This is a genomic window from Fusicatenibacter faecihominis (assembly GCF_020686945.1).
GTDB classification, from domain to species: Bacteria; Bacillota; Clostridia; order Lachnospirales; family Lachnospiraceae; genus Limivivens; species Limivivens faecihominis.
Window position 1 is genome coordinate 1 of sequence record NZ_JAJEPR010000028.1, and the last position, 18,554, is coordinate 18,554.

The 18,554-nt window shown below is 46.6% G+C and carries 15 protein-coding genes; all 15 read left to right on the forward strand.

Annotated elements, in window-relative coordinates; all coding sequences use genetic code 11:
• Positions 1-269: 269 nt before the first annotated feature.
• The 15 genes from LKD71_RS13405 to LKD71_RS13475 all read left to right on the forward strand — a co-directional run bounded on the left by LKD71_RS13405 (position 270) and on the right by LKD71_RS13475 (position 18,534).
• Positions 270-1,406 (forward strand): M20/M25/M40 family metallo-hydrolase, encoded by a 1,137-nt coding sequence (locus LKD71_RS13405; RefSeq protein ID WP_227615853.1) that lies wholly within the window; start codon positions 270-272, stop codon positions 1,404-1,406.
• Between the two features lie 23 nt (positions 1,407-1,429).
• A complete protein-coding gene (locus tag LKD71_RS13410; RefSeq protein WP_227615854.1) occupies positions 1,430-3,109 on the forward strand; it encodes a sensor histidine kinase in 1,680 nt (559 codons plus the stop codon).
• A gap of 110 nt (positions 3,110-3,219) precedes the next feature.
• Positions 3,220-4,689, forward strand: a complete 1,470-nt coding sequence (locus LKD71_RS13415; protein ID WP_227615855.1) for an extracellular solute-binding protein — start codon at positions 3,220-3,222, stop codon at positions 4,687-4,689.
• A 3-nt stretch (positions 4,690-4,692) separates the two neighbouring features.
• Positions 4,693-6,207, forward strand: coding sequence for a response regulator transcription factor (locus LKD71_RS13420; RefSeq protein WP_227615856.1), 1,515 nt, complete (start codon positions 4,693-4,695; stop codon positions 6,205-6,207).
• Positions 6,208-6,395: 188 nt separating this feature from the next.
• Complete coding sequence (locus tag LKD71_RS13425; protein ID WP_227615857.1) at positions 6,396-7,964, forward strand: extracellular solute-binding protein; 1,569 nt, start codon at positions 6,396-6,398, stop codon at positions 7,962-7,964.
• 111 nt (positions 7,965-8,075) lie between these two features.
• A complete protein-coding gene (locus tag LKD71_RS13430; RefSeq protein ID WP_227615858.1) occupies positions 8,076-10,001 on the forward strand; it encodes an alpha-amylase family protein in 1,926 nt (641 codons plus the stop codon).
• A gap of 23 nt (positions 10,002-10,024) precedes the next feature.
• Complete coding sequence (locus LKD71_RS13435; RefSeq protein ID WP_227615859.1) at positions 10,025-10,975, forward strand: ABC transporter permease; 951 nt, start codon at positions 10,025-10,027, stop codon at positions 10,973-10,975.
• A gap of 12 nt (positions 10,976-10,987) precedes the next feature.
• Positions 10,988-11,887 (forward strand): carbohydrate ABC transporter permease, encoded by a 900-nt coding sequence (locus LKD71_RS13440; RefSeq protein ID WP_227615860.1) that lies wholly within the window; start codon positions 10,988-10,990, stop codon positions 11,885-11,887.
• A gap of 187 nt (positions 11,888-12,074) precedes the next feature.
• A complete protein-coding gene (locus tag LKD71_RS13445) occupies positions 12,075-12,602 on the forward strand; it encodes a hypothetical protein (protein WP_227615861.1) in 528 nt (175 codons plus the stop codon).
• A gap of 57 nt (positions 12,603-12,659) precedes the next feature.
• Complete coding sequence (locus LKD71_RS13450) at positions 12,660-13,631, forward strand: hypothetical protein (protein ID WP_227615862.1); 972 nt, start codon at positions 12,660-12,662, stop codon at positions 13,629-13,631.
• A 154-nt stretch (positions 13,632-13,785) separates the two neighbouring features.
• On the forward strand, positions 13,786-14,403 hold the full coding sequence (gene hisH / locus LKD71_RS13455; protein WP_227615863.1) for an imidazole glycerol phosphate synthase subunit HisH: 618 nt from the start codon (positions 13,786-13,788) through the stop codon (positions 14,401-14,403).
• Positions 14,403-15,173 carry an imidazole glycerol phosphate synthase subunit HisF gene (gene hisF, locus LKD71_RS13460; protein ID WP_227615864.1) on the forward strand — a complete coding sequence of 257 codons (771 nt, stop codon included), beginning with the start codon at positions 14,403-14,405 and terminating at the stop codon, positions 15,171-15,173. Before hisH ends, hisF begins: the two co-directional genes overlap by 1 nt.
• 1 nt (position 15,174) lies before the next feature.
• Positions 15,175-15,849 (forward strand): uracil-DNA glycosylase, encoded by a 675-nt coding sequence (ung, locus tag LKD71_RS13465; RefSeq protein WP_178046079.1) that lies wholly within the window; start codon positions 15,175-15,177, stop codon positions 15,847-15,849.
• A 19-nt stretch (positions 15,850-15,868) separates the two neighbouring features.
• Positions 15,869-17,509 carry a MotA/TolQ/ExbB proton channel family protein gene (locus LKD71_RS13470; protein WP_178046078.1) on the forward strand — a complete coding sequence of 547 codons (1,641 nt, stop codon included), beginning with the start codon at positions 15,869-15,871 and terminating at the stop codon, positions 17,507-17,509.
• A gap of 8 nt (positions 17,510-17,517) precedes the next feature.
• Positions 17,518-18,534, forward strand: a complete 1,017-nt coding sequence (locus LKD71_RS13475; RefSeq protein WP_227615865.1) for an OmpA family protein — start codon at positions 17,518-17,520, stop codon at positions 18,532-18,534.
• The last annotated feature ends 20 nt before the right edge of the window (positions 18,535-18,554 follow it).

Genomic DNA, 18,554 nt, shown 5'->3' on the forward strand with positions numbered 1-18,554 from the left:
TCCAAAAAAGGCAGTCTGGGTAGAAGAAAATCGGATGGAAAGAAACAAAAACATTTCTGTGTGTGGTTTTGAAGGTATATGAAATGAGAACCAGGAGCAAAAGCTTCTGGTTTTTTTGTTGTCTGAAAGGTTTCTTTTATATGGTCTATTGCTTTTTTTAGCTAAGTTGTTTAAAATATTGATAAAGTATTGATAAAGTATTGCTTTGTGGTGATAAAATTGCACAAAAACCGGTTTTATTTGCCGGATAGAATGAGAGGTAGGATATTATGCTGACAGAAGAAATGGAAATTTTTATGGAAGAAAACCAGGCAGAGGTAAAAGCACTTCTCTGGAAACTTTGTGAGATACCCTCACCCAGTCATCATGAGGAACGTCGGGCGGCCTTTATCAAAGAATGGTTGGAAATGCAGGGAGCAGAAGGAGTCTTTATTGATGAAGCGAAGAATGTGATCTATCCGTATCATTATGAAGAAGGTGTGCCGACTGCCCTGTTTATGGCACATATCGATACGGTGTTCCCGGATATGGAATCTATGGGTGTCCGGGAAGAAGACGGAAAAATGTTTTCTCCGGGGGTCGGAGATGATACAGCTAACGTAGCGATCCTGATGATGATGGCAAAATATGTGGCAAAATATCATCCCAAGACAAACGGAAATCTGATTTTTGCAGCCAATGCCTGCGAGGAAGGACTGGGAAATCTCAAAGGTTCCCGTGCTTTGAACAGCCGTTATGGAGAAGATCTGGTCCAGGTGGTTTCTTTTGACGGATATATGGATAGTATCTGTACCCGCGCAGTAGGTTCTGTCCGTTACCGGGTAGAAGTACGGACAGAAGGAGGCCATTCCTACTTTAATTTTGGAAAAAAGAATGCACTGGCAGAGCTTTCTGCCTTGATCCAGGCACTTTATCAGTATCAGGTGCCTCAGGATGGAAGCAAGACAACCTATAATGTAGGCATGGTAAAAGGTGGCACTTCTATTAATACCATCGCCCAGCAGGCAGAGATGCTCTATGAATTCCGCTCAGATAACCTGGAAAGCATGGAGAAAGTGCGGAACTATTTTGAGGAAACACTGGAGAAATTCCGAAAAACAGGTCTGGATATTCGAACAGAGATCATAGGAGAACGTCCCTGCGGAAGAAAAGGAAATGAGGATCCGCGCCAGAAAGAACTTGCAGAACTGTGCCGGAAGATCATTACAAAGCATTATGGAAAAGAACCGGTTTTTGCACCTTCTTCCACAGACTGCAACATTCCGCTGTCTCTTGGGATTCCTGCTGCGACCATCGGCCTTTGCCTGGGTGACGGAGAACACACCAGAGAAGAGTGGATCTATACAGAAAGCCTGAAACCTGGCTTCGCCATTGCAGCAGATCTGGTTTCGGAGAGGTTTTATTGATAAACAGGAAGGGAGAGTTCCTGATGAAAAAAACGAATAAAAGTGCAGGAGTTCAGTATAAACTTATTTTTTACTATGCACTCTTTGCACTTCTTCCCATGTTTCTCATTGCAGTCTTTACTTATGGAAATACAAAGAAAATTCAGCTGGAACGTCTTTATGAGGAGCTGTCCTACCAGATGGAACATACTATCAAAAATCTGGATGAAAAAGCAAACAATTATTATGCGGCTTCTAATATGTTCTATATGGATAATACGCTGCAGAGTTATCTTACAGCAGATTATAGTCAGAGAGGATATGAGGATCTTTATTCGTATGTGGATGATCTTTTTAGTAATGTCAAAATCTTTAATCCGGATATTACAAAGATTTCCGTTTATACCAGCAACCGCACCCTTCCACAGGATGAATACTATTTCTATCTGCTGGATCCGGAAAATCTGCCGGACTGGTATCAGACGACCGGAAACGGTGGGGTCATGCATATGCAGAACACTGGTAACGGAACAATCTCTTTTACCAGAAAACTGAATTTTTATGAATCAGGTCAGTATCAGATATTTGTGTATATGGAAATAACAGAAGATTATCTGAATCAGATGTTGGGCCTGGGAGATGAAGAGATCACCATGGTGCTTCTGAATGATGCTGGAGAAATCCAGGCTTCTAATCATCCGGAACTGATCGGTAAAAATATGGCTTCCATAAATCTGGAAAAACAGATTTTTATGAAAAACAATACCGCATATTGCGGGCAGCTTCAAATGTTTACGGACAGCCGACGTTATGATAAAGAGGCAGGACTGGCAGCGTCCAGAAACTTTTTGGTCTTTTTTGTGAGCTCAGTTCTGGCTCTTGCGGCGATTTATCTTTACAGCCGTTCCTTCCGGAATAAAGTGGATAAAGTCCGTCAAGGTGCCAAATCTATTGGTGAAGGCAAACTGGATTATCGGATTTTTCTTTCTGAGAACGGCAGAGGCAGGGATGAACTAGATGAGATTGCAGATTCAGTCAATCAGATGGGAGAACAGATCCATACCCTGATTGAAGAGTCTTATAAAAAAGAACTGGATCGGAAGATTTCAGAATTGAACCTTTTGCAGGAACAGATCAATCCTCATTTTCTATACAATGCCCTTTCATCGATTTCTGTGCTTGCCATGGGAAATGGAGATAAAGTTGCCTCCAGGGCAATCCTTTATCTGTCAGATTTTTACCGGATCACGTTGAGTAAAGGAAAACAGGATATTCCTATCCGAGAAGAACTGAATCTTCTGGAAAGTTATCTGAAGATCCAGAGAATGCGGTTTGATGATTCCATAGAGGTGGAATATGAACTGGATGAATCTCTTCTTGATGTGCATGTGGTAAAACTGACGCTCCAGCCTATTGTGGAAAACGCGATTCATCATGGCAGAGATAATGATTCAGAAGTTTTCCATATTTTGATCCGTCTCTTTGAAGAGCAAGAAAAAACAGTGTTCGAAGTTATTGATGATGGCTGTGGTATGGATCCGGAGAAACTGATGGATCTACAGAATTCCATGAATCATTCGGAAGGAGGCTACGGTCTTCGGAATGTAAACATTCGGATCAAGCTGCAGTATGGTCCTCAGTATGGCGTCTATATTGAGAGTGAAAGGGGATTTGGAACGAAAATACGAATTGAATTTCCAGGGAGAGAAAGGGCAAAAGCATGAGAAAATTTACGAGAATTCTTTTTTTAGTGGCAGTGGCTTTTTTTCTGACTGGTTGTGTCGGACCCCAAAAGACAGAGGATACAGAACAGTCAAAGGAAAGGGAGACAGAAATGCCGGAGATCACAGTGTTTGATGTGAATTCCGGTGAGTACCAGTTCGATGACCGGATTGCACGGGAAATCATGAAGCAGACGGGTGTGAAAATCAATATCATGGATCCCACAGATGATGTTACAGAGAAAGTGAGTCTTATGCTGGCTTATCAGGACTACCCGGATATGATTCTAATTAATATGGACAATATTCAGAAATATGTAGAAGCCGGTTATCTGGTAGATCTGGAACCTTATATGGAGCAGTTACCCAATGTGAAAAGTATGTACGGAGATGTGCTGAACAGGCTCAGGACAGAAGATGGTAAACTCTACTATTTAAGCAACTGGTACGGGGTAGATGAGGATGCCTCCTCGGCATTTCAGATCCGCTATGATTACCTCTGTGAACTGGTAGGAAAAGAACGGGCAGACAGCAATGAGCCTTTTACACAGGATGAATTTCTGGATCTTTTGAGGAGATTTCAGAAAAAACATCCGGAATCCGAAGGAAAAACTTCTCTGCCGCTGTCTCTGTGTACAAGTCTGAATTATAATACGCCTCTTCGCGGCATGTATGGAATGAAATATTATTATGAAAACAATGGAAAGTTATATCATCTGACAAGGGATGCTAAATATCGGGAATTGATCCTTTTTATGAATCAGCTGTATCGGGAAGGCCTGCTGGATAAGGAGTGGGTAGTGACTCAGAGAACTCTTTTTTCCAAAAAACTTACGGAAGGAAGAGTTTTTGCCACAGCCTGTGCCTACTGGGATCTGGATGAAGACCGCAACCAGGTAAAAGAAAAATGGGGAGAGAATGCGGATTATTATCCTTATAAGGTTCTTGGAAAAGGGATATCAGCAGATGAAACTACTTATAACGGCAGAAGTACTCTGGGCTGGGATGCAATTGCGGTAACTGATCACTGTAAAAACATGGATGCCGTGCTGAAAGTCATCGATTTTCTGGCCAGCGAAGAGGGACAGTACCTGATGCTCTGGGGGATTGAAGGAGAAGACTGGAATTATGTGGATGGCAAACGGACACCGGATGCGGCAATATTGGCAGAGGCACTCAGTGATATCAATCAGGCCAAAAAGAACACGGGTATTCGGCGGTGGAGCTGGTTTATAAAAAACGGTCTTGGGAGTGATGGAAGTCCTTATGACATGATGACCAAATATGAGATATCCAAGGAGGCAAAACTGGGAAATGAACGGTTTCGGACAGACCGGTGGGATACCTCTTTTTATACCAATCTGGATCCTGCCAGCGGTACCGAGGAGGCCCTGATCTGGAAAAACGTACAGGAAATTTACCAGAAAGCTTATCCGCGGCTGATCGATGCATCCAGTGAAGAAGAATGCCTCCGGCTTTATGATAAAATGATTGCCGATATGGAAGTGGAGGGGCTTTCAAAAGCGGAGAAAGTCATAACAGAAAATTATAAAAAACGGATCCGACTGTGGGGAAAGGAATAAGATATGTATCGGATTTTACTTGTTGATGATGAAAAGATGGAACTGGAAGCGCTGAAAAATTATATAGACTGGAAAACGCTGGGCATTGATCATGTAGATACGGCCAAAAACGGAAAGGCTGCTTATGAATTGGTACTGGACCGGCAGCCGGATATCGTCATTACAGATATTCAGATGCCGGTTATGGACGGTATCGATCTGGCGAAAAAGATTTATGAGTGGAACAGGGATATTAAGATCATCTTTTTAACAGGCTATGATGATTTTGCTTATGTAAAAGAAGCCTTTCAAGTAAACGCTGTGAATTACATCTTAAAGCCTTTTTCCGAGGAGAGCATCGCTGAGGTGATTCATAGAGCCATCAAACAGATCGAGAAAGAAAATCTTTTTCAGAATTCTGTGGATGTGATGGGAAAACTTCTTCTTCAGCGTCTCTGTACGGAGGAACAGACACCGGAGGATAGATTGCTGCAGGAGCTGAAACAGATATCCGGGGAAAAAAACGACGGTCGTTTCGGTATGGTTCAGTTTTTTCAGGTTTTTCAGAAGAACCTGGACCGGAGTATGGAGAAAAAACTGGCAGAGATCGAAACAGTCTGGCTGGATGGCAGTACACTGACTTTTTTGATCTGGGGCTATGTGGATTTTCACGATGCGGCTTTTCGAATCCAGAAGATCCTGAAAGACCTTACAGGAAAAAGCTATGGAGGTGTCTGGCTGAAGCAAAGTGTGGAGAAAGAAGGTCTCCGGGCGGCCTGGCATCAGCTGAAGAGCTGGGAAAAAGAGATTTTTTATGAAGAAAAAGGATCCTTAAAGCCGATACAGGAAAGCTTCAGAGAACCGGAGGGAACCGGAAGAAAAGAGTATTTTCGGGAATTAGAATCTTTTAAGAATCAGCTGGAAGGACTCATACGCGCTGGCCAGGATACTGAAATCGGTAAACTTCTGGCTCAGGCTTTTACCTTTTTCTCTGAGGAAAAAATAGAAAAAGAAGAAGTTTTGCAGTTTCTGTACCGGGTTTCTCTTAAACTGGAGAGAAAGATCATGCCGGAAAATAGAGAGGGAAAGGAGAAACAGAGAGAAAATCAGTATGAGAATCTGCGGAAATGCTGCTGTATCGAGGAAGCCAGAGACTATGTGGACGGAATTTTGAAAATCATAGAGGAGAAGAGGAATCAGCAGCTCGGTGACTGTAAAAGTGCCTATGTGGTGCGGAAAGTCCAGGAGTATGTCCGAAGCCATTACAGCCAGTCCGTAACGGTGGAAGATATGGCTGCGGAGATTCATTTTTCGGCTAATTATATCCGTACTATTTTTAAGGAAGGAACCGGTCAGACAATTCTGGAATATATCACAAATTACCGGTTTGAACAAGCCTGTGAATTATTGAAAAACCCGAAATACAAGGTGAAAGAGGTCAGTATGCAGGTAGGATATGAAAATGTTTCCTATTTTTGTTCTATATTTACAAAAAGATATGGAGAAACGCCCAATGAATACCGAAAAAAATACTTATAGCAGTGTTAAAAATTGATATGTTTTGGTGAAAAACAGCATTCAAAAATTATGGGATGCTGTTTTTTTGTATATTTAAGATATAAAATGGAAAAAAGAAATATGGAAGAGATGAAAAAATGACTATAAAATATAGAATATCAAAGGAAACATTAAACATATTACACAAAAACAAAGGGAGGATAAGAAACATGAAAAAAAGAATTGCTTTACTTCTTGCAAGCGTTATGGCAGTCAGCTCTATGACCGTAATCCCGGCAGCAGCCGATGAGGAGCGTCCGACCATTTCTTTTTTTGACAAGAACTCTGGTATCAAAGCATTTGATGACCGTATTGCCGAGGAACTGATGAACCGTACAGGCGTAAATATTGACCTGGTCAGCCCGACCGGAGATCCGGCAGAAAAACTGTCTCTGATGCTGGCAGGACAGGATTATCCGGATATCATCCTGATGGACAGAAGCTCCGATATTGTGAACAAATATATTGAAGCAGGCGCTCTTGTGAACTTAAGCGACTATATGGACAAGCTGCCGAATGTGGTTGAAATGTATGGAGATACCCTGAATAAGACCAGATACACAGATGGAAACAACTACTATCTTTCCAACTGGTATGGTCCGGATCCTGATCCAGTAAATGGTTTTATCTGCCGTTATGATATCATGGTTGACCTGTTAGGTCAGGAAAGAGCAGACAGTGATGAACCATTTACCGTTTCCGAGATGGAAGAGGTTTTCAAACAGTTTAAAGAAAAATATCCGACCCTGGAAGGAAAAGATTCGGTAGCACTGATGCTCAGTGAGCCTAAAAAAACAGACGACCTGAATGGAACCTTTGCAGGTATGTACGGAATGAAAACCTATTACAAAGATGAGGACGGAAAACTTCATTTCCGTGTCAGTGATCCGAAATATCTGGAAGCGGTTCATTCCCTGAATGATCTTTATGCAGAAGGCTATCTGGATAAAGAGTGGGTAACACTTACGTCTGATCTGAGAAACCAGAAACTGGCAGCAGGAAATGTGTTTGCTTATGCAGGTGCTTACTGGGATGTGTGGACGGCAAACGCCAGCCTGAACCAGATGATCGGTGAGGATGCGAACTACCTTGCTTATAAAGTGGTTGCGGATGATGTGGATCCGGATGAGACTACATTGGGTGGCAGAAGCTCTCTTGGATGGGACGCCATCGCCATTACCAATAACTGCGAGAACCTGGATGCGGCGCTTGCTTTTGTTGATTACTGCGCAAGCCAGGAAGGCCAGGATCTCCTGCTGTGGGGTATCGAGGGAGAAGATTACACCATTGAAGATGGTGTCCGTACTCCTGTCGGCGATATTGTAGAGCGTTTCAAAGCAGACAACACCAAGATGCAGGAAGAAACAGGTATCACCAGATGGACATGGTTTGTTAAAAATGGTAACCACGAAGATGATGGAACTCCGAGCCGTATCTCCATGGCTAAAAAAGACATCACCGCTCAGTTCGCAGAGAAGAATCTGACCAATACATACTGGGATACCGCAGAATTTGACGGCCTGATTCCGACTGGTAATACTCCGGTTGCCTTGAAAGCACAGAAGGTACAGGACATCATTGCTCAGGCTTATCCACACATGGTAAATGCTGCTTCTTCTGAAGAGGTAGACAGTGTGTATAACCAGATGATGAGTGATCTGGATGCAGCCGGTATCGCTGAGGTAGAGGATGCAATCAATGAGACCTATGCCGCACGTATGGAGCTGTGGAACGAGTAAACCAGGAAACGCAGCTGGGAAAGTACGGAACGATTACAAAATAAATAGAAAATATCCGGAAACGCAGTTTGAAAAAACTGCGTTTCTTTGAAGAAAATGAGGTGACAAACAATGAAAAAGATATTCTGGACCTGTACAGAGAATGGAACCTTTGAACTTCACTGGGAAGGAAAAAGAATCCTGCAGGCATATGCACAGGCTTTTCACATAGACGGAAGAAGAATGGACAGCCGTTATTCCAGACTGACAGATAAAGTAGAAGAAGGAGGCAGACTGAAGCTTACTTTTGAAAGAGACGATGATCTTATTCTGACAGAGGAACTGGAGGTTCTGGAAAATCATGTGCCGGTTGCGAAGGTGAGTCTGTCTTCCAGTGAAGGAAACGGGGTAGAGACGCGTTGCCTGGTTCCACTGGTTGTGCAGGAAGCTCCGGAGACAAATGAAAAACTCTGGAAAAGCCTTTGGTCAAAAATGCTTCTTGTTCCCTATGATAATACCATGTGGCTCCGTTATGAAGCAGTACCGCTTCGTGCAGGCAGAAAGAGCTATGATCTTACAGTCCTTTTTCAGGAGGATACAAGGGAAGGCCTGCTGATCGGTGCGATTGATTTTGATTTCTGGAAAAATGGTCTGATCTGTTCTGCTTATGATGCAAAGAGTATTTGCGCAGTCAGCGGACTTGCAGATGAAGGAAGCCATGATACGGAGGAACATGGAAGCCTTGCAGGAAAAAAGGTATCGTCTTCCCGCTTCGTTGTCCTTTACGGTACGGATTACAGAGAACTTTTAGAGAAATATGGAGATCTTGTTGCAGAAGAAACACGGCCTCTTGAATGGAACGAAGGTGTTCCTTTCGGTTTCAACAGTTGGGCAGGACTGGCATTCAGACTGAATGCGGATAATTATCAGAAAACAGGAAAATTTCTGAGAGAAGAACTGGCGCCGAAAGGATATGAAAACAAGGGAGTCACTTATGTCAATCTGGATGCTTGCTGGAATACGATTCCGGAAGAAGTTCTTACTGCCAGAGTAAAGGAATTGCATGAAAATGATCAGAGGGCAGGAATTTATGATGCACCGTTTGCTTTTTTTGGAAAAGAACCGGATGCGGAGATTCCGGGAATTGCCGGACACTGTTTCAATGAGATCCTCCTTCGGGATTCCAAGGGGAGACTGCTTCCAAGGGTGGATGGCGCGATTCCTTATGATGTGACACATCCGTTGTGGAAGGAATATACAAGAAGAAAATTCAATGACTTTGTAAAATGGGACTTTGATTATGTGAAAGTGGATTTTATGAGCCATGGTGGTATGGAAGGCGTTCATTATGATTCTTCTGTACGGACCGGACGGCAGGCATTAAATGCAGCATATCAGTTTATAGATGAGCTTTTAAAACCGGAAAAAACAGGGAAACCTTTCTTTATCAGCCTTTCGATTGCTCCTCTTTTCCCAAATGGTTACGGTCATGCAAGAAGATTTTCCTGTGACGCATTTGGAACAGCGGAGGATGTAGAGTATGTTCTGAATGCGCAGACATATGCCTGGTGGCAGAATCATCGGCTCTATGCGTTTAATGACCCGGATCATAGCTGCCTTTTGAAAAGCTTTTGCATGGATCGTGACAGCAGCCTTGGGGAAGCAAGAGCCAGGTACACCGCGTCTGTGATTGCAGGAACCGTTATGATGCTGAGCGATGACTATGAACGGGAAGAAGCAAAAGAGCGCAGTAGGATTCTTACCGGAAATCCTGAAGTAAATAAAGTGGCAGCTTCGCGGGTGGCTTTTCGGCCGACAGAAGCGGGAGGCACTTCTGCATCCCACTGCTTTACGGCAGTTATTGACGGAAAACAGTATATCGCCATGTTCAGCTGGGAAACAGGAGAGCAGATCGTGGAGTTGGATCCTTTAAGGGCAGGTCTGAAAACAGGAGTTTCCTACAGGGAACTCTGGAGTGGAAAAACTGTCCAGGAAAAGGACGGACGGATTTCATGGAATATAAAAGACTGCGATGCTGCACTGTTTAAGGAAGAGTGAGCAAGCAAAAAGGAGGAAGTTATATGGCAAAAACAGCTGCTGTGAAAGCATCAAAAAAGCCGTTAAAGAAAAGAATATGGGATCAGCGGTATCTGTTCCTTCTGATGGTTCCGGCCATTATCTGGGTTGCCGTGATCTGCTATGCGCCCATGACCGGTCTTTACATGGCATTTACCAATTATGCACCGTCTACCAAGGGATACTTTCATGATCTTTTAAGTGCACCTTTTGTAGGCCTGGAATGGTTCCAGTATTTCTTTGAAAATGATTTTAAGATGATCATGAGAAATACCATGGCGACCAGCCTTCTGACTCTTTTGTTTTCTTTCCCGGCGCCGATCATCATCGCTATTCTTTTAAATGAGGTACGGAGCACAAAGGCGAAAAAGTTCGTGCAGACCGCATCTTACCTGCCCTACTTTATTTCCTGGGTTATCGCATCCAATATTTTCCTGACCTTCCTCTCAGGAGACGGTCTCATCAACAAAATTCTGCTTGCCCTCCATGTGACGGACGAGCCAATCCTTTTCTTCCAGAAAGGACCCTACTTCTGGTGGATCATCGCCCTGGCCAACACCTGGAAGAATATGGGTTACAATGCTATTATTTATCTGGCAGCTATTTCCGGTATTGATGCAGAGCTTTACGAAGCAGCAGAAGTGGACGGAGCCAACCGTCTTCAGCGGATCTGGCATATCACTCTTCCGGCTCTTCGTCCCCAGATTGGTATCCTTCTGATCCTGGCTATCGGCGGCATCCTGAATACCGGTTTCGAGCAGCAGCTCCTGATGGGAAATAATGCGATCCTGAACTATTCTGATGTACTTGATACATACGCTTACCGTTATGGTATGAAGAATGGCATGTATTCCTATGGTACTGCCGTGGGTCTCTTCAAATCTGGCGTTTCCTTTATCCTGGTGCTGGCTGCCAATAAGATTACTGCGAAACTGAATGATTCTGCACTGTTCTAAGGAGGAGAAAAAATGAAAAGACATAAAAAAATAACAAGAACTCCAGGCGAATGGGTGCTTGATATTGTGAAAGTTGTTTTTCTGGCTTTTGTGGTTGTGGTAACGGTATATCCTTTCTGGAATATCTTTATTATATCCATCAATGACGCAACGGATGCCATCCGTGGCGGACTTTATTTCCTTCCCAGAAAACTGAGCCTTAGCAGTTATGCGGAAATCCTGGGAAGATCCACGTTCCTGGCTTCCATCAAAGTCAGCGTGGGCAGGACGCTGATCGGTACTCCCATTGCTGTCCTGGTGACGGCCATGCTGGCCTATCCCCTTTCCAGAAAAGATCTGGTAGGAAGAAAATTCTGGAACCTGCTGTTTGTATTTACGATGTATTTCGGCGGCGGTCTGGTTCCCTATTACATGGTATTGAAAGGCATTCACATGCTGAACACCTTCTGGGTTTTTATTTTCCCCATGATGATGAGTGTTTACAATATGATCCTGATCCGTTCCTATATTGAATCTATGCCGGATTCTCTCTTTGAGGCGGCTAAGATCGATGGAGCCAATGATCTGGTCGTATTTGTAAAAATGGTGATTCCGTTGTCCAAACCGATTCTTATGACAGTGGCTTTGTTTGTGGCCATCAACCAGTGGAATTCCTGGTTTGACGCCTATCTGTACACTTCTGATCAGGCACTGAAACCCATGCAGTCCATTCTGGTTGAAATTCTGAACCAGTATCAGACCGGTGCATCAACCTCTCAGGCAATGTCCAATGCGAAAGCCGGTGTTACAGTAACTCCTGACAGTATTCGTATGGCAGCTACCATGGTTGCTACACTTCCGATCATTATGGTCTATCCTTTTGTCCAGAAATATTTTGTAAAAGGTATTATGCTGGGCGCTGTAAAGGGTTGATCATACCATCCTCCCTGTCCCCGGGCGATTTCGTCCGGGGACTTTTCCATGGGGACGGTGTTTTTTGTTTTTTTCCATCCCCAATGGCTAAATCTTAAGAATTCTGAAAATTTCCATGGAGCCATTTCTAAGAGTGGGAATGTATGGTAAAATAGCCTTAAGAACTGTGCAAAGGAGTAAGTTATTTATGGAAAAACAGAAGGTTCTGGACCGGATCAAGAGTTCCATGATGGTCCTGGTGGGGATCGGTACGGAGATTTCGGAAAAACATCATACAAGAGAAGAACTGCTGGCTTTTTATCAGGAGATCGCCGGGGCGGTCAAAGGGAAATTTTACTTTGTGGTCACACTGAACACGGATGATCTGATCTACGAAGCGGGTTTTGATCCGTCGCTTATCGTGGCTCCCTGCGGAAGCGACAGGACAGGCAACGTTATCACCAACGGCCATTATGACGAGAGCGGCTATCTCCCCCAGTGGAAGGCATACCAGACCTGGCTGGGGAATACGCTGAACCGGGAGCTTGTGATCCTGGAACTGGGAGTAGGCTTTGAGTATCCATCTGTTCTACGCTTCCCGGACGAAAAGATGACCTTTTTCAATCAGAAATCCACACTGGTCCGGATCCACAGTGAATTTCCTCAGATTCCGAAGGAGATCCGGGAGAGAAGCCTTTCCGTGACAGCAGATCCAGTGGACTTCTGGAGTAAGTAAAGAAACTTGTCTTTGTATGGCGCAGCTTTTAACGACAGAAAAGAAGGGAGAACTTTTATGAAGAAAAAACAATTGCTTTGTGTACTGCTGACAGGTATTATGCTTCTCGTTCCGTATTCCGGTGTTCTTGCAGAGGAGCCGGAGATTCAGACAGAAGAGCTGACGCTGGCCTCCGGAGTGGAAGGTGAGGAGGCGATGATCTCCCGCTTTGACCGGTATGTTATGACGGAGGGGCAGGAATATGAGCTGGATCTGGACGGGGACGGAAAGACCGAGACCATCAGCTACAAGGACACTTCCGTCACGGATGAGGACAATGGAAACTACCAGGCAAAGGCGGAGATCTACCGGAACGGGGAGCTCCTTTTCAGTCTGGAGAGCAGCGAGTACAGCTATTACTGGAGATTGAGCTACTGCACAATGAAGGATGGAAAGACCTGTCTTCTGGCAGCCAGTGTCAGCGATAACGACTGGACTGCGGAGCTTCTGCTCTTATCCCAGGAGGATGAGGACAGCCTGACGATCGTCGGAGATCTGGCGGAGCTCTCCCGGAAAAACAGTGAGACCTCCGAAAATTTCCTTTCCGGCTGGGCCCGCTTTGGCTATGTGAGTCCGTCGGAGGAGGAAAATCAGTTTACCGTGACCTGGTCTGACACTCTGAGGGCTACGGGGATTGTGGAGGCAGATCTCACCTATGAACTCACGGAGGCAGGTATACAGCTTCTGGAGCCACCCTATAAGATCTATCGCCTGGGAATGGATGGCGAGCTGAACGGAGAGGGGCAGGACTGGACCGCCTGGCAGGAATTGGATGTGAAAAAAGAGCCGGGAAGCGAGGAGACCGCCTACACCGTAGCGCCGGAGGAAAAGGTGACGCTTCTTGAGATGACCCAGCTGGACGGAACAACCTGGCTGCTTTGTGAGAACGCTGACGGAGAGCAGGGCTGGCTTCAGGATCCGGAAGAATTCCAGTACGATGAGGAGAGCGGCCTTTACGGTTATTTCAAGGAAGCTCTCTTTGCCGGGTGAAGTGAGAAGGCACATTTTTTCTTGTAGTCTTGTGTGAAATATGCTAAACTGGAGGGGAATTTTGTAGAAAAATAAGCAAAATTCCCTTTCCTGTTTCTGACAAATACGAGAGAGGAAAGGCGAATGAAAAAACAGAGAGTAAGGATGTGAAGACTTGATAGGAATCATTGATTATGATGCAGGCAACCTGAAAAGTGTGGAGAAAGCACTGTTACATCTTGGACAGGAAACGGTGGTCAGCCGGGACCGGGAAACTCTTTTACATGCGGATAAGGTCATCCTTCCGGGCGTGGGCTCCTTCGGGGCCGCCATGGAAAACCTTGAAAAATACGGCCTGGTGGAGCTGATCCATGAGATCGTGGAGAAAAATACTCCCTTCCTCGGCATCTGCCTGGGACTCCAGCTTCTCTTTGAGGAGAGCGAGGAGAGCCCCGGCGTGAAGGGGCTGGGAATCCTGAAAGGAAAGATCTTACGGATCCCGGAAAACGGGGATTTGAAGATTCCGCATATGGGCTGGAACTCTTTGAAATTATCCGGGGACGGACGGCTTTTTAAAGATCTGCCGGAGGATCCTTATGTGTATTTTGTACACTCCTATTATCTGAAAGCGGAGGAGAACATCGTGAAGGCCAGAACCTGGTACAGCACCGATATTGACGCCTCTGTGGAAAAGGGCAACGTCTTCGCCTGCCAGTTCCATCCGGAGAAGAGCAGCAGGATCGGCCTTCAGATCTTGAAGAACTTTGCAGAGCTGGAAGGGGGCGGTTGCTGATGTTTACGAAAAGAATCATCCCCTGCCTTGATGTGAAAAACGGCCGGGTTGTAAAAGGCGTCAATTTCGTGGATCTGAAAGATGCCGGAGATCCGGTGGCCATCGCGAAGGCCTATGACGAGGCCGGGGCCGATGAGCTGGTTTTTCTTGATATTACGGCTTCCTCCGACAACCGGGCGACTGTGGCAGATATGGTGAGCCGGGTGGCGGACCAGGTGTTTATTCCCTTTACGGTGGGAGGCGGAATCCGTACGGTGGAGGATTTCAAGGCAATCTTAAGAGAGGGAGCGGACAAAATTTCAGTCAATTCCGCGGCCATCAATGAGCCGGAGCTCATCAGCCGGGCGGCGGACAAATTCGGCAGCCAGTGCGTGGTGTTGGCCATCGACGCAAGACGAAGAGAGGACGGCGGCTGGAACATTTACAAGAACGGCGGCCGCATCGATACGGGCCTTGACGCTGTGGAGTGGGCCATCCGGGCAGAAAAGCTGGGTGCGGGAGAGATTCTTCTCACCAGCATGGACGCCGACGGCACGAAAGCGGGCTACGATCTGACCCTCACGCGGACCATCGCCGATGCAGTACATATTCCCGTCATCGCTTCCGGCGGGGCCGGAACAAAGGAACATTTCTACGAAGCACTGACAGAGGGACATGCAGATGCAGCCCTGGCGGCATCTCTGTTCCACTATAAAGAACTGACCATCCGCGAGGTGAAGGATTATCTTGCCGAGCGCAACGTACCGGTCAGAAGAGAAGGGGAGCGATAAAATGGCAGCAATATCCAATGACTGGCTGGCTCCTCTGAGACCGGAGTTCGCCAAGCCCTATTACGCTACTCTGTATAAGAAAGTAAAAGAGGAGTATTCCACGCGGCAGATCTTTCCGCCGGCGGATGATATTTTTAACGCCTTTGCCCTGACGCCTTTAAGTCAGGTGAAGGTCGTGATCTTGGGCCAGGATCCCTATCACGGGGATGGTCAGGCCGAGGGACTTTGTTTTTCCGTGAAGCCGGGAATCGACATCCCGCCTTCCCTGATGAATATTTACAAGGAGCTTCACGATGACTGCGGCTGCTACATTCCCAATAACGGCAGTCTGGTTAAATGGGCAAAAGAGGGCGTTCTGCTTCTGAATACCGTGCTCACGGTCCGGGCCCATCAGGCCAATTCCCATCAGGGCATCGGCTGGGAGGAGTTCACCGACGCGGCGATCCGGATTCTCGACGAACAGGATCGGCCTATCGTGTTCCTGCTCTGGGGAAGACCCGCTCAGATGAAAAAAGCCATGCTGAACAATCCGAAGCACCTCATTCTGGAAGCGCCTCACCCGAGTCCGCTTTCCGCTTACCGCGGCTTCTTCGGCTGCGGCCATTTCAGCCAGACGAACCGTTTCCTGAAAGCCAACGGCCTGGACCCGATCGACTGGCAAATTGAAAACCTATAGATAAAGGAGGAGTATACAAATGGGCAAGAAGATTTTCGGCCATCTTTTGTTCGTGGCAGCGCTGGCAGGCTGTGTCGGCATGACCCTGCTCATGGGCAGTCAGGGAACAAAGGAATCCATGCTGTACAATCTGATCTTTCTCGCGATCATGGTCGTCCTGTATTTTGCAGGCCTCATCGGCGGCTTCTTCCGGATGAGCGGCTTGGAGCATGACTTCCAGATCGCAGCGAAGAAAGCCGAGAGAAACGATCCCACACTGAAAACAGACAAGATTTTTGCAATCCGCTCCATCGACAAGCAGCTCAAGGATTTCTGGGGTTACGCAAAGAGCTCCAAGGGCGGTATCGCCGATGTGGAGGATTACATCAATGAGGATCTGGTGGACAGCAGCATCCACAGATCTCTCCTGGAGATGATCCCCGACATGCTTACCAGCCTCGGTATTCTTGGTACCTTCATCGGTCTGGTCTGGGGTCTTAAGAATTTCAACCCGGCAAACTATGACGCGATGACTTCTTCCGTGGCTTCTCTGGTAGAAGGAATCAAGGTGGCTTTCCTGACCTCCATCTATGGTCTGGCTCTGGCTCTCGTCTATACTTATAATATGCGGAGCAGCTACGATTCCCTTGTCACCGCTCTGGATGAATTTCTGGACAAGTTCCATGCCCATGTGATGCCTTCCGCTGAGATGGAGTCCAAAAACCTTATGATCTCCTTCCAGCAGACTCAGGCAGATTCCATCAACCGTATGGCAGATCAGTTCTCCGATCAGCTGGCAGACAGCTTTGAGAAAGTTATCACCCCGGCTTTCCGGAAAATGAACCAGTCTCTTGACATTCTCGTGACTTCCATGACCAAGGGCCAGGAAGAGATGGTCAAAGGCATTTTGGATGAGTTCCTGAAACAGATGAACAGCTCCTTCAAGATGGAGTTTGACGGCTTTAATAAGGCCGTGACGGAGCTTACCCAGGCCCAGGAGAGCAACGCGGTTTACACGAAACAGCTCTATCAGCAGCTGGCCACCGAACTTAACGCCACCTTCCAGCAGGAGCAGAAGAATATGCACCAGCAGATTCAGGAGATGGTTCAGTCTCAGGGCCAGTACATGATCAGCGCCGACCAGGTAATGCAGGACAGCCAGCGGATCATGAAGGAGCAGCAGAACGCTTACAAGCAGATCATGGACTACATGAAAGAGGCAGAGCAGACCTCCGCCAAATTCTGGGTTGCCTGCAACCAGACCATGCAGAAATATGTCAACGCCGCCGCTTCCGGCCTCGAAGGCTTTACAATGTCCCAGAAATACAATGAGCAGATCTTTGAGGCCAACACCCGTCTCATCGAGAACTACTCCGAAAAAGTGGACGAGTACATGGCCGCCCAGAAAGAGGTATCTGCAGCTCTTGAGCAGATCAAGCGGGTATTTGAAGATCTGGCTGTCAGCAGAGATGATAAGAATGTTTACCTTCACCGGGGAAATCTGCAGAACGTCAGCTCCAACCGGGAACTGGTACAGCAGATGGAAAATATGTTGAAGGAGGAGCAGGAAAATCAGCGCGAAACCATGCAGGAGATGTCCGAGTGGGTTCAGGAGCTGGCAAAGAACGGCGGAAAAGCCAACGCGAAGTTCGGCTTTTTCAAGAATAAGAATGACAGGTAGGGTTGCATATGAAAAGAAGACGTAAGAAAAAAGGAAATGGAAGCTTTAACGTCTGGCGCTCCTATTCCGATATGATGTGCGGCCTTCTGCTCCTGTTTGTACTGATCATGTGCGTGACTCTTTTCCAGGCCCAGAAGACCTATGACGACAGCATCAAGGAGCGGGATGAGAGAATCGCTGCTCAGGCCCAGGTCATCAGCCAGCAGACCACGCTGGATGAGCAGCAGGGCCAGATCGAGGACAAAGACCAGCTCCTGGCAGCCCAGAAGGCAAAACTTGACGAGCAACAGGCAAAGCTGGATGAACAGCAGAGCAAACTGGATGAGCTGGCAGCGGCCCTGGCTGACAAGCAGATCACGCTGGATGAGCAGAGCACGCAGCTCGCTGCCCAGCAGAGCGCGCTGGATGAGAAGAACCAGCAGCTTCTGGATCAGCAGACCCAGATCGAGAACATCATCGGCGTCAAGGCCGACGTCATTTCAGCCCTGAAAGAAGAGTTCACGGCTCAGAACCTGAACGTGGATATCGATTCCAAGACAGGAGCCCTGATGCTGGACAGCAACGTCATGTTTGACTACAATAAGGCGGAGCTCACCGATGAGGGTATGGCAGTTCTGGATCAGGTGCTTCCGGTATACTGTCAGGTGCTGATGAAAGAAGAATACAAGGATTATCTGGCAGAGATCATCATCGACGGTTACACCGATACTACCGGTGATTACGCTTATAACTTAAGCCTCTCCCAGCAGAGATCCCTGGCAGTTGCCCAGTATCTGCTCTCGATCGAGGATGATTTCCTGAGCAGTACCCAGGAGGAAGACTTAAAACAGGTGCTCACGGTAAACGGCCACTCTATGTCGAACCCGATTCTGGATGCAGACGGAAATGTGGATATGGACGCCTCCCGCCGAGTGGAAGTTAAATTCCGTCTGAAGGATGACGAGATGATCGACGAGCTCAACAAGATCATGAGCGGAACCACAGACGAGACCGAGACAGAAACCGAGACTCAGGCAGCAGAATAATAAAAAAGCATAAAAAAGCG

What these genes read in the sequence shown, in the direction of transcription:
- LKD71_RS13425 (WP_227615857.1), top strand. Translation starts at nt 6,396, where the DNA reads ATGAAAAAAAGAATTGCTTTACTTCTTGCAAGCGTTATGGCAGTCAGC.
- LKD71_RS13420 (WP_227615856.1), top strand. Translation starts at nt 4,693, where the DNA reads ATGTATCGGATTTTACTTGTTGATGATGAAAAGATGGAACTGGAAGCG.
- LKD71_RS13405 (WP_227615853.1), top strand. Translation starts at nt 270, where the DNA reads ATGCTGACAGAAGAAATGGAAATTTTTATGGAAGAAAACCAGGCAGAG.
- LKD71_RS13445 (WP_227615861.1), top strand. Translation starts at nt 12,075, where the DNA reads ATGGAAAAACAGAAGGTTCTGGACCGGATCAAGAGTTCCATGATGGTC.
- LKD71_RS13470 (WP_178046078.1), top strand. Translation starts at nt 15,869, where the DNA reads ATGGGCAAGAAGATTTTCGGCCATCTTTTGTTCGTGGCAGCGCTGGCA.
- LKD71_RS13450 (WP_227615862.1), top strand. Translation starts at nt 12,660, where the DNA reads ATGAAGAAAAAACAATTGCTTTGTGTACTGCTGACAGGTATTATGCTT.
- hisF (WP_227615864.1), top strand. Translation starts at nt 14,403, where the DNA reads ATGTTTACGAAAAGAATCATCCCCTGCCTTGATGTGAAAAACGGCCGG.
- LKD71_RS13430 (WP_227615858.1), top strand. Translation starts at nt 8,076, where the DNA reads ATGAAAAAGATATTCTGGACCTGTACAGAGAATGGAACCTTTGAACTT.
- ung (WP_178046079.1), top strand. Translation starts at nt 15,175, where the DNA reads ATGGCAGCAATATCCAATGACTGGCTGGCTCCTCTGAGACCGGAGTTC.
- LKD71_RS13410 (WP_227615854.1), top strand. Translation starts at nt 1,430, where the DNA reads ATGAAAAAAACGAATAAAAGTGCAGGAGTTCAGTATAAACTTATTTTT.
- LKD71_RS13440 (WP_227615860.1), top strand. Translation starts at nt 10,988, where the DNA reads ATGAAAAGACATAAAAAAATAACAAGAACTCCAGGCGAATGGGTGCTT.
- LKD71_RS13415 (WP_227615855.1), top strand. Translation starts at nt 3,220, where the DNA reads ATGCCGGAGATCACAGTGTTTGATGTGAATTCCGGTGAGTACCAGTTC.
- LKD71_RS13435 (WP_227615859.1), top strand. Translation starts at nt 10,025, where the DNA reads ATGGCAAAAACAGCTGCTGTGAAAGCATCAAAAAAGCCGTTAAAGAAA.
- LKD71_RS13475 (WP_227615865.1), top strand. Translation starts at nt 17,518, where the DNA reads ATGAAAAGAAGACGTAAGAAAAAAGGAAATGGAAGCTTTAACGTCTGG.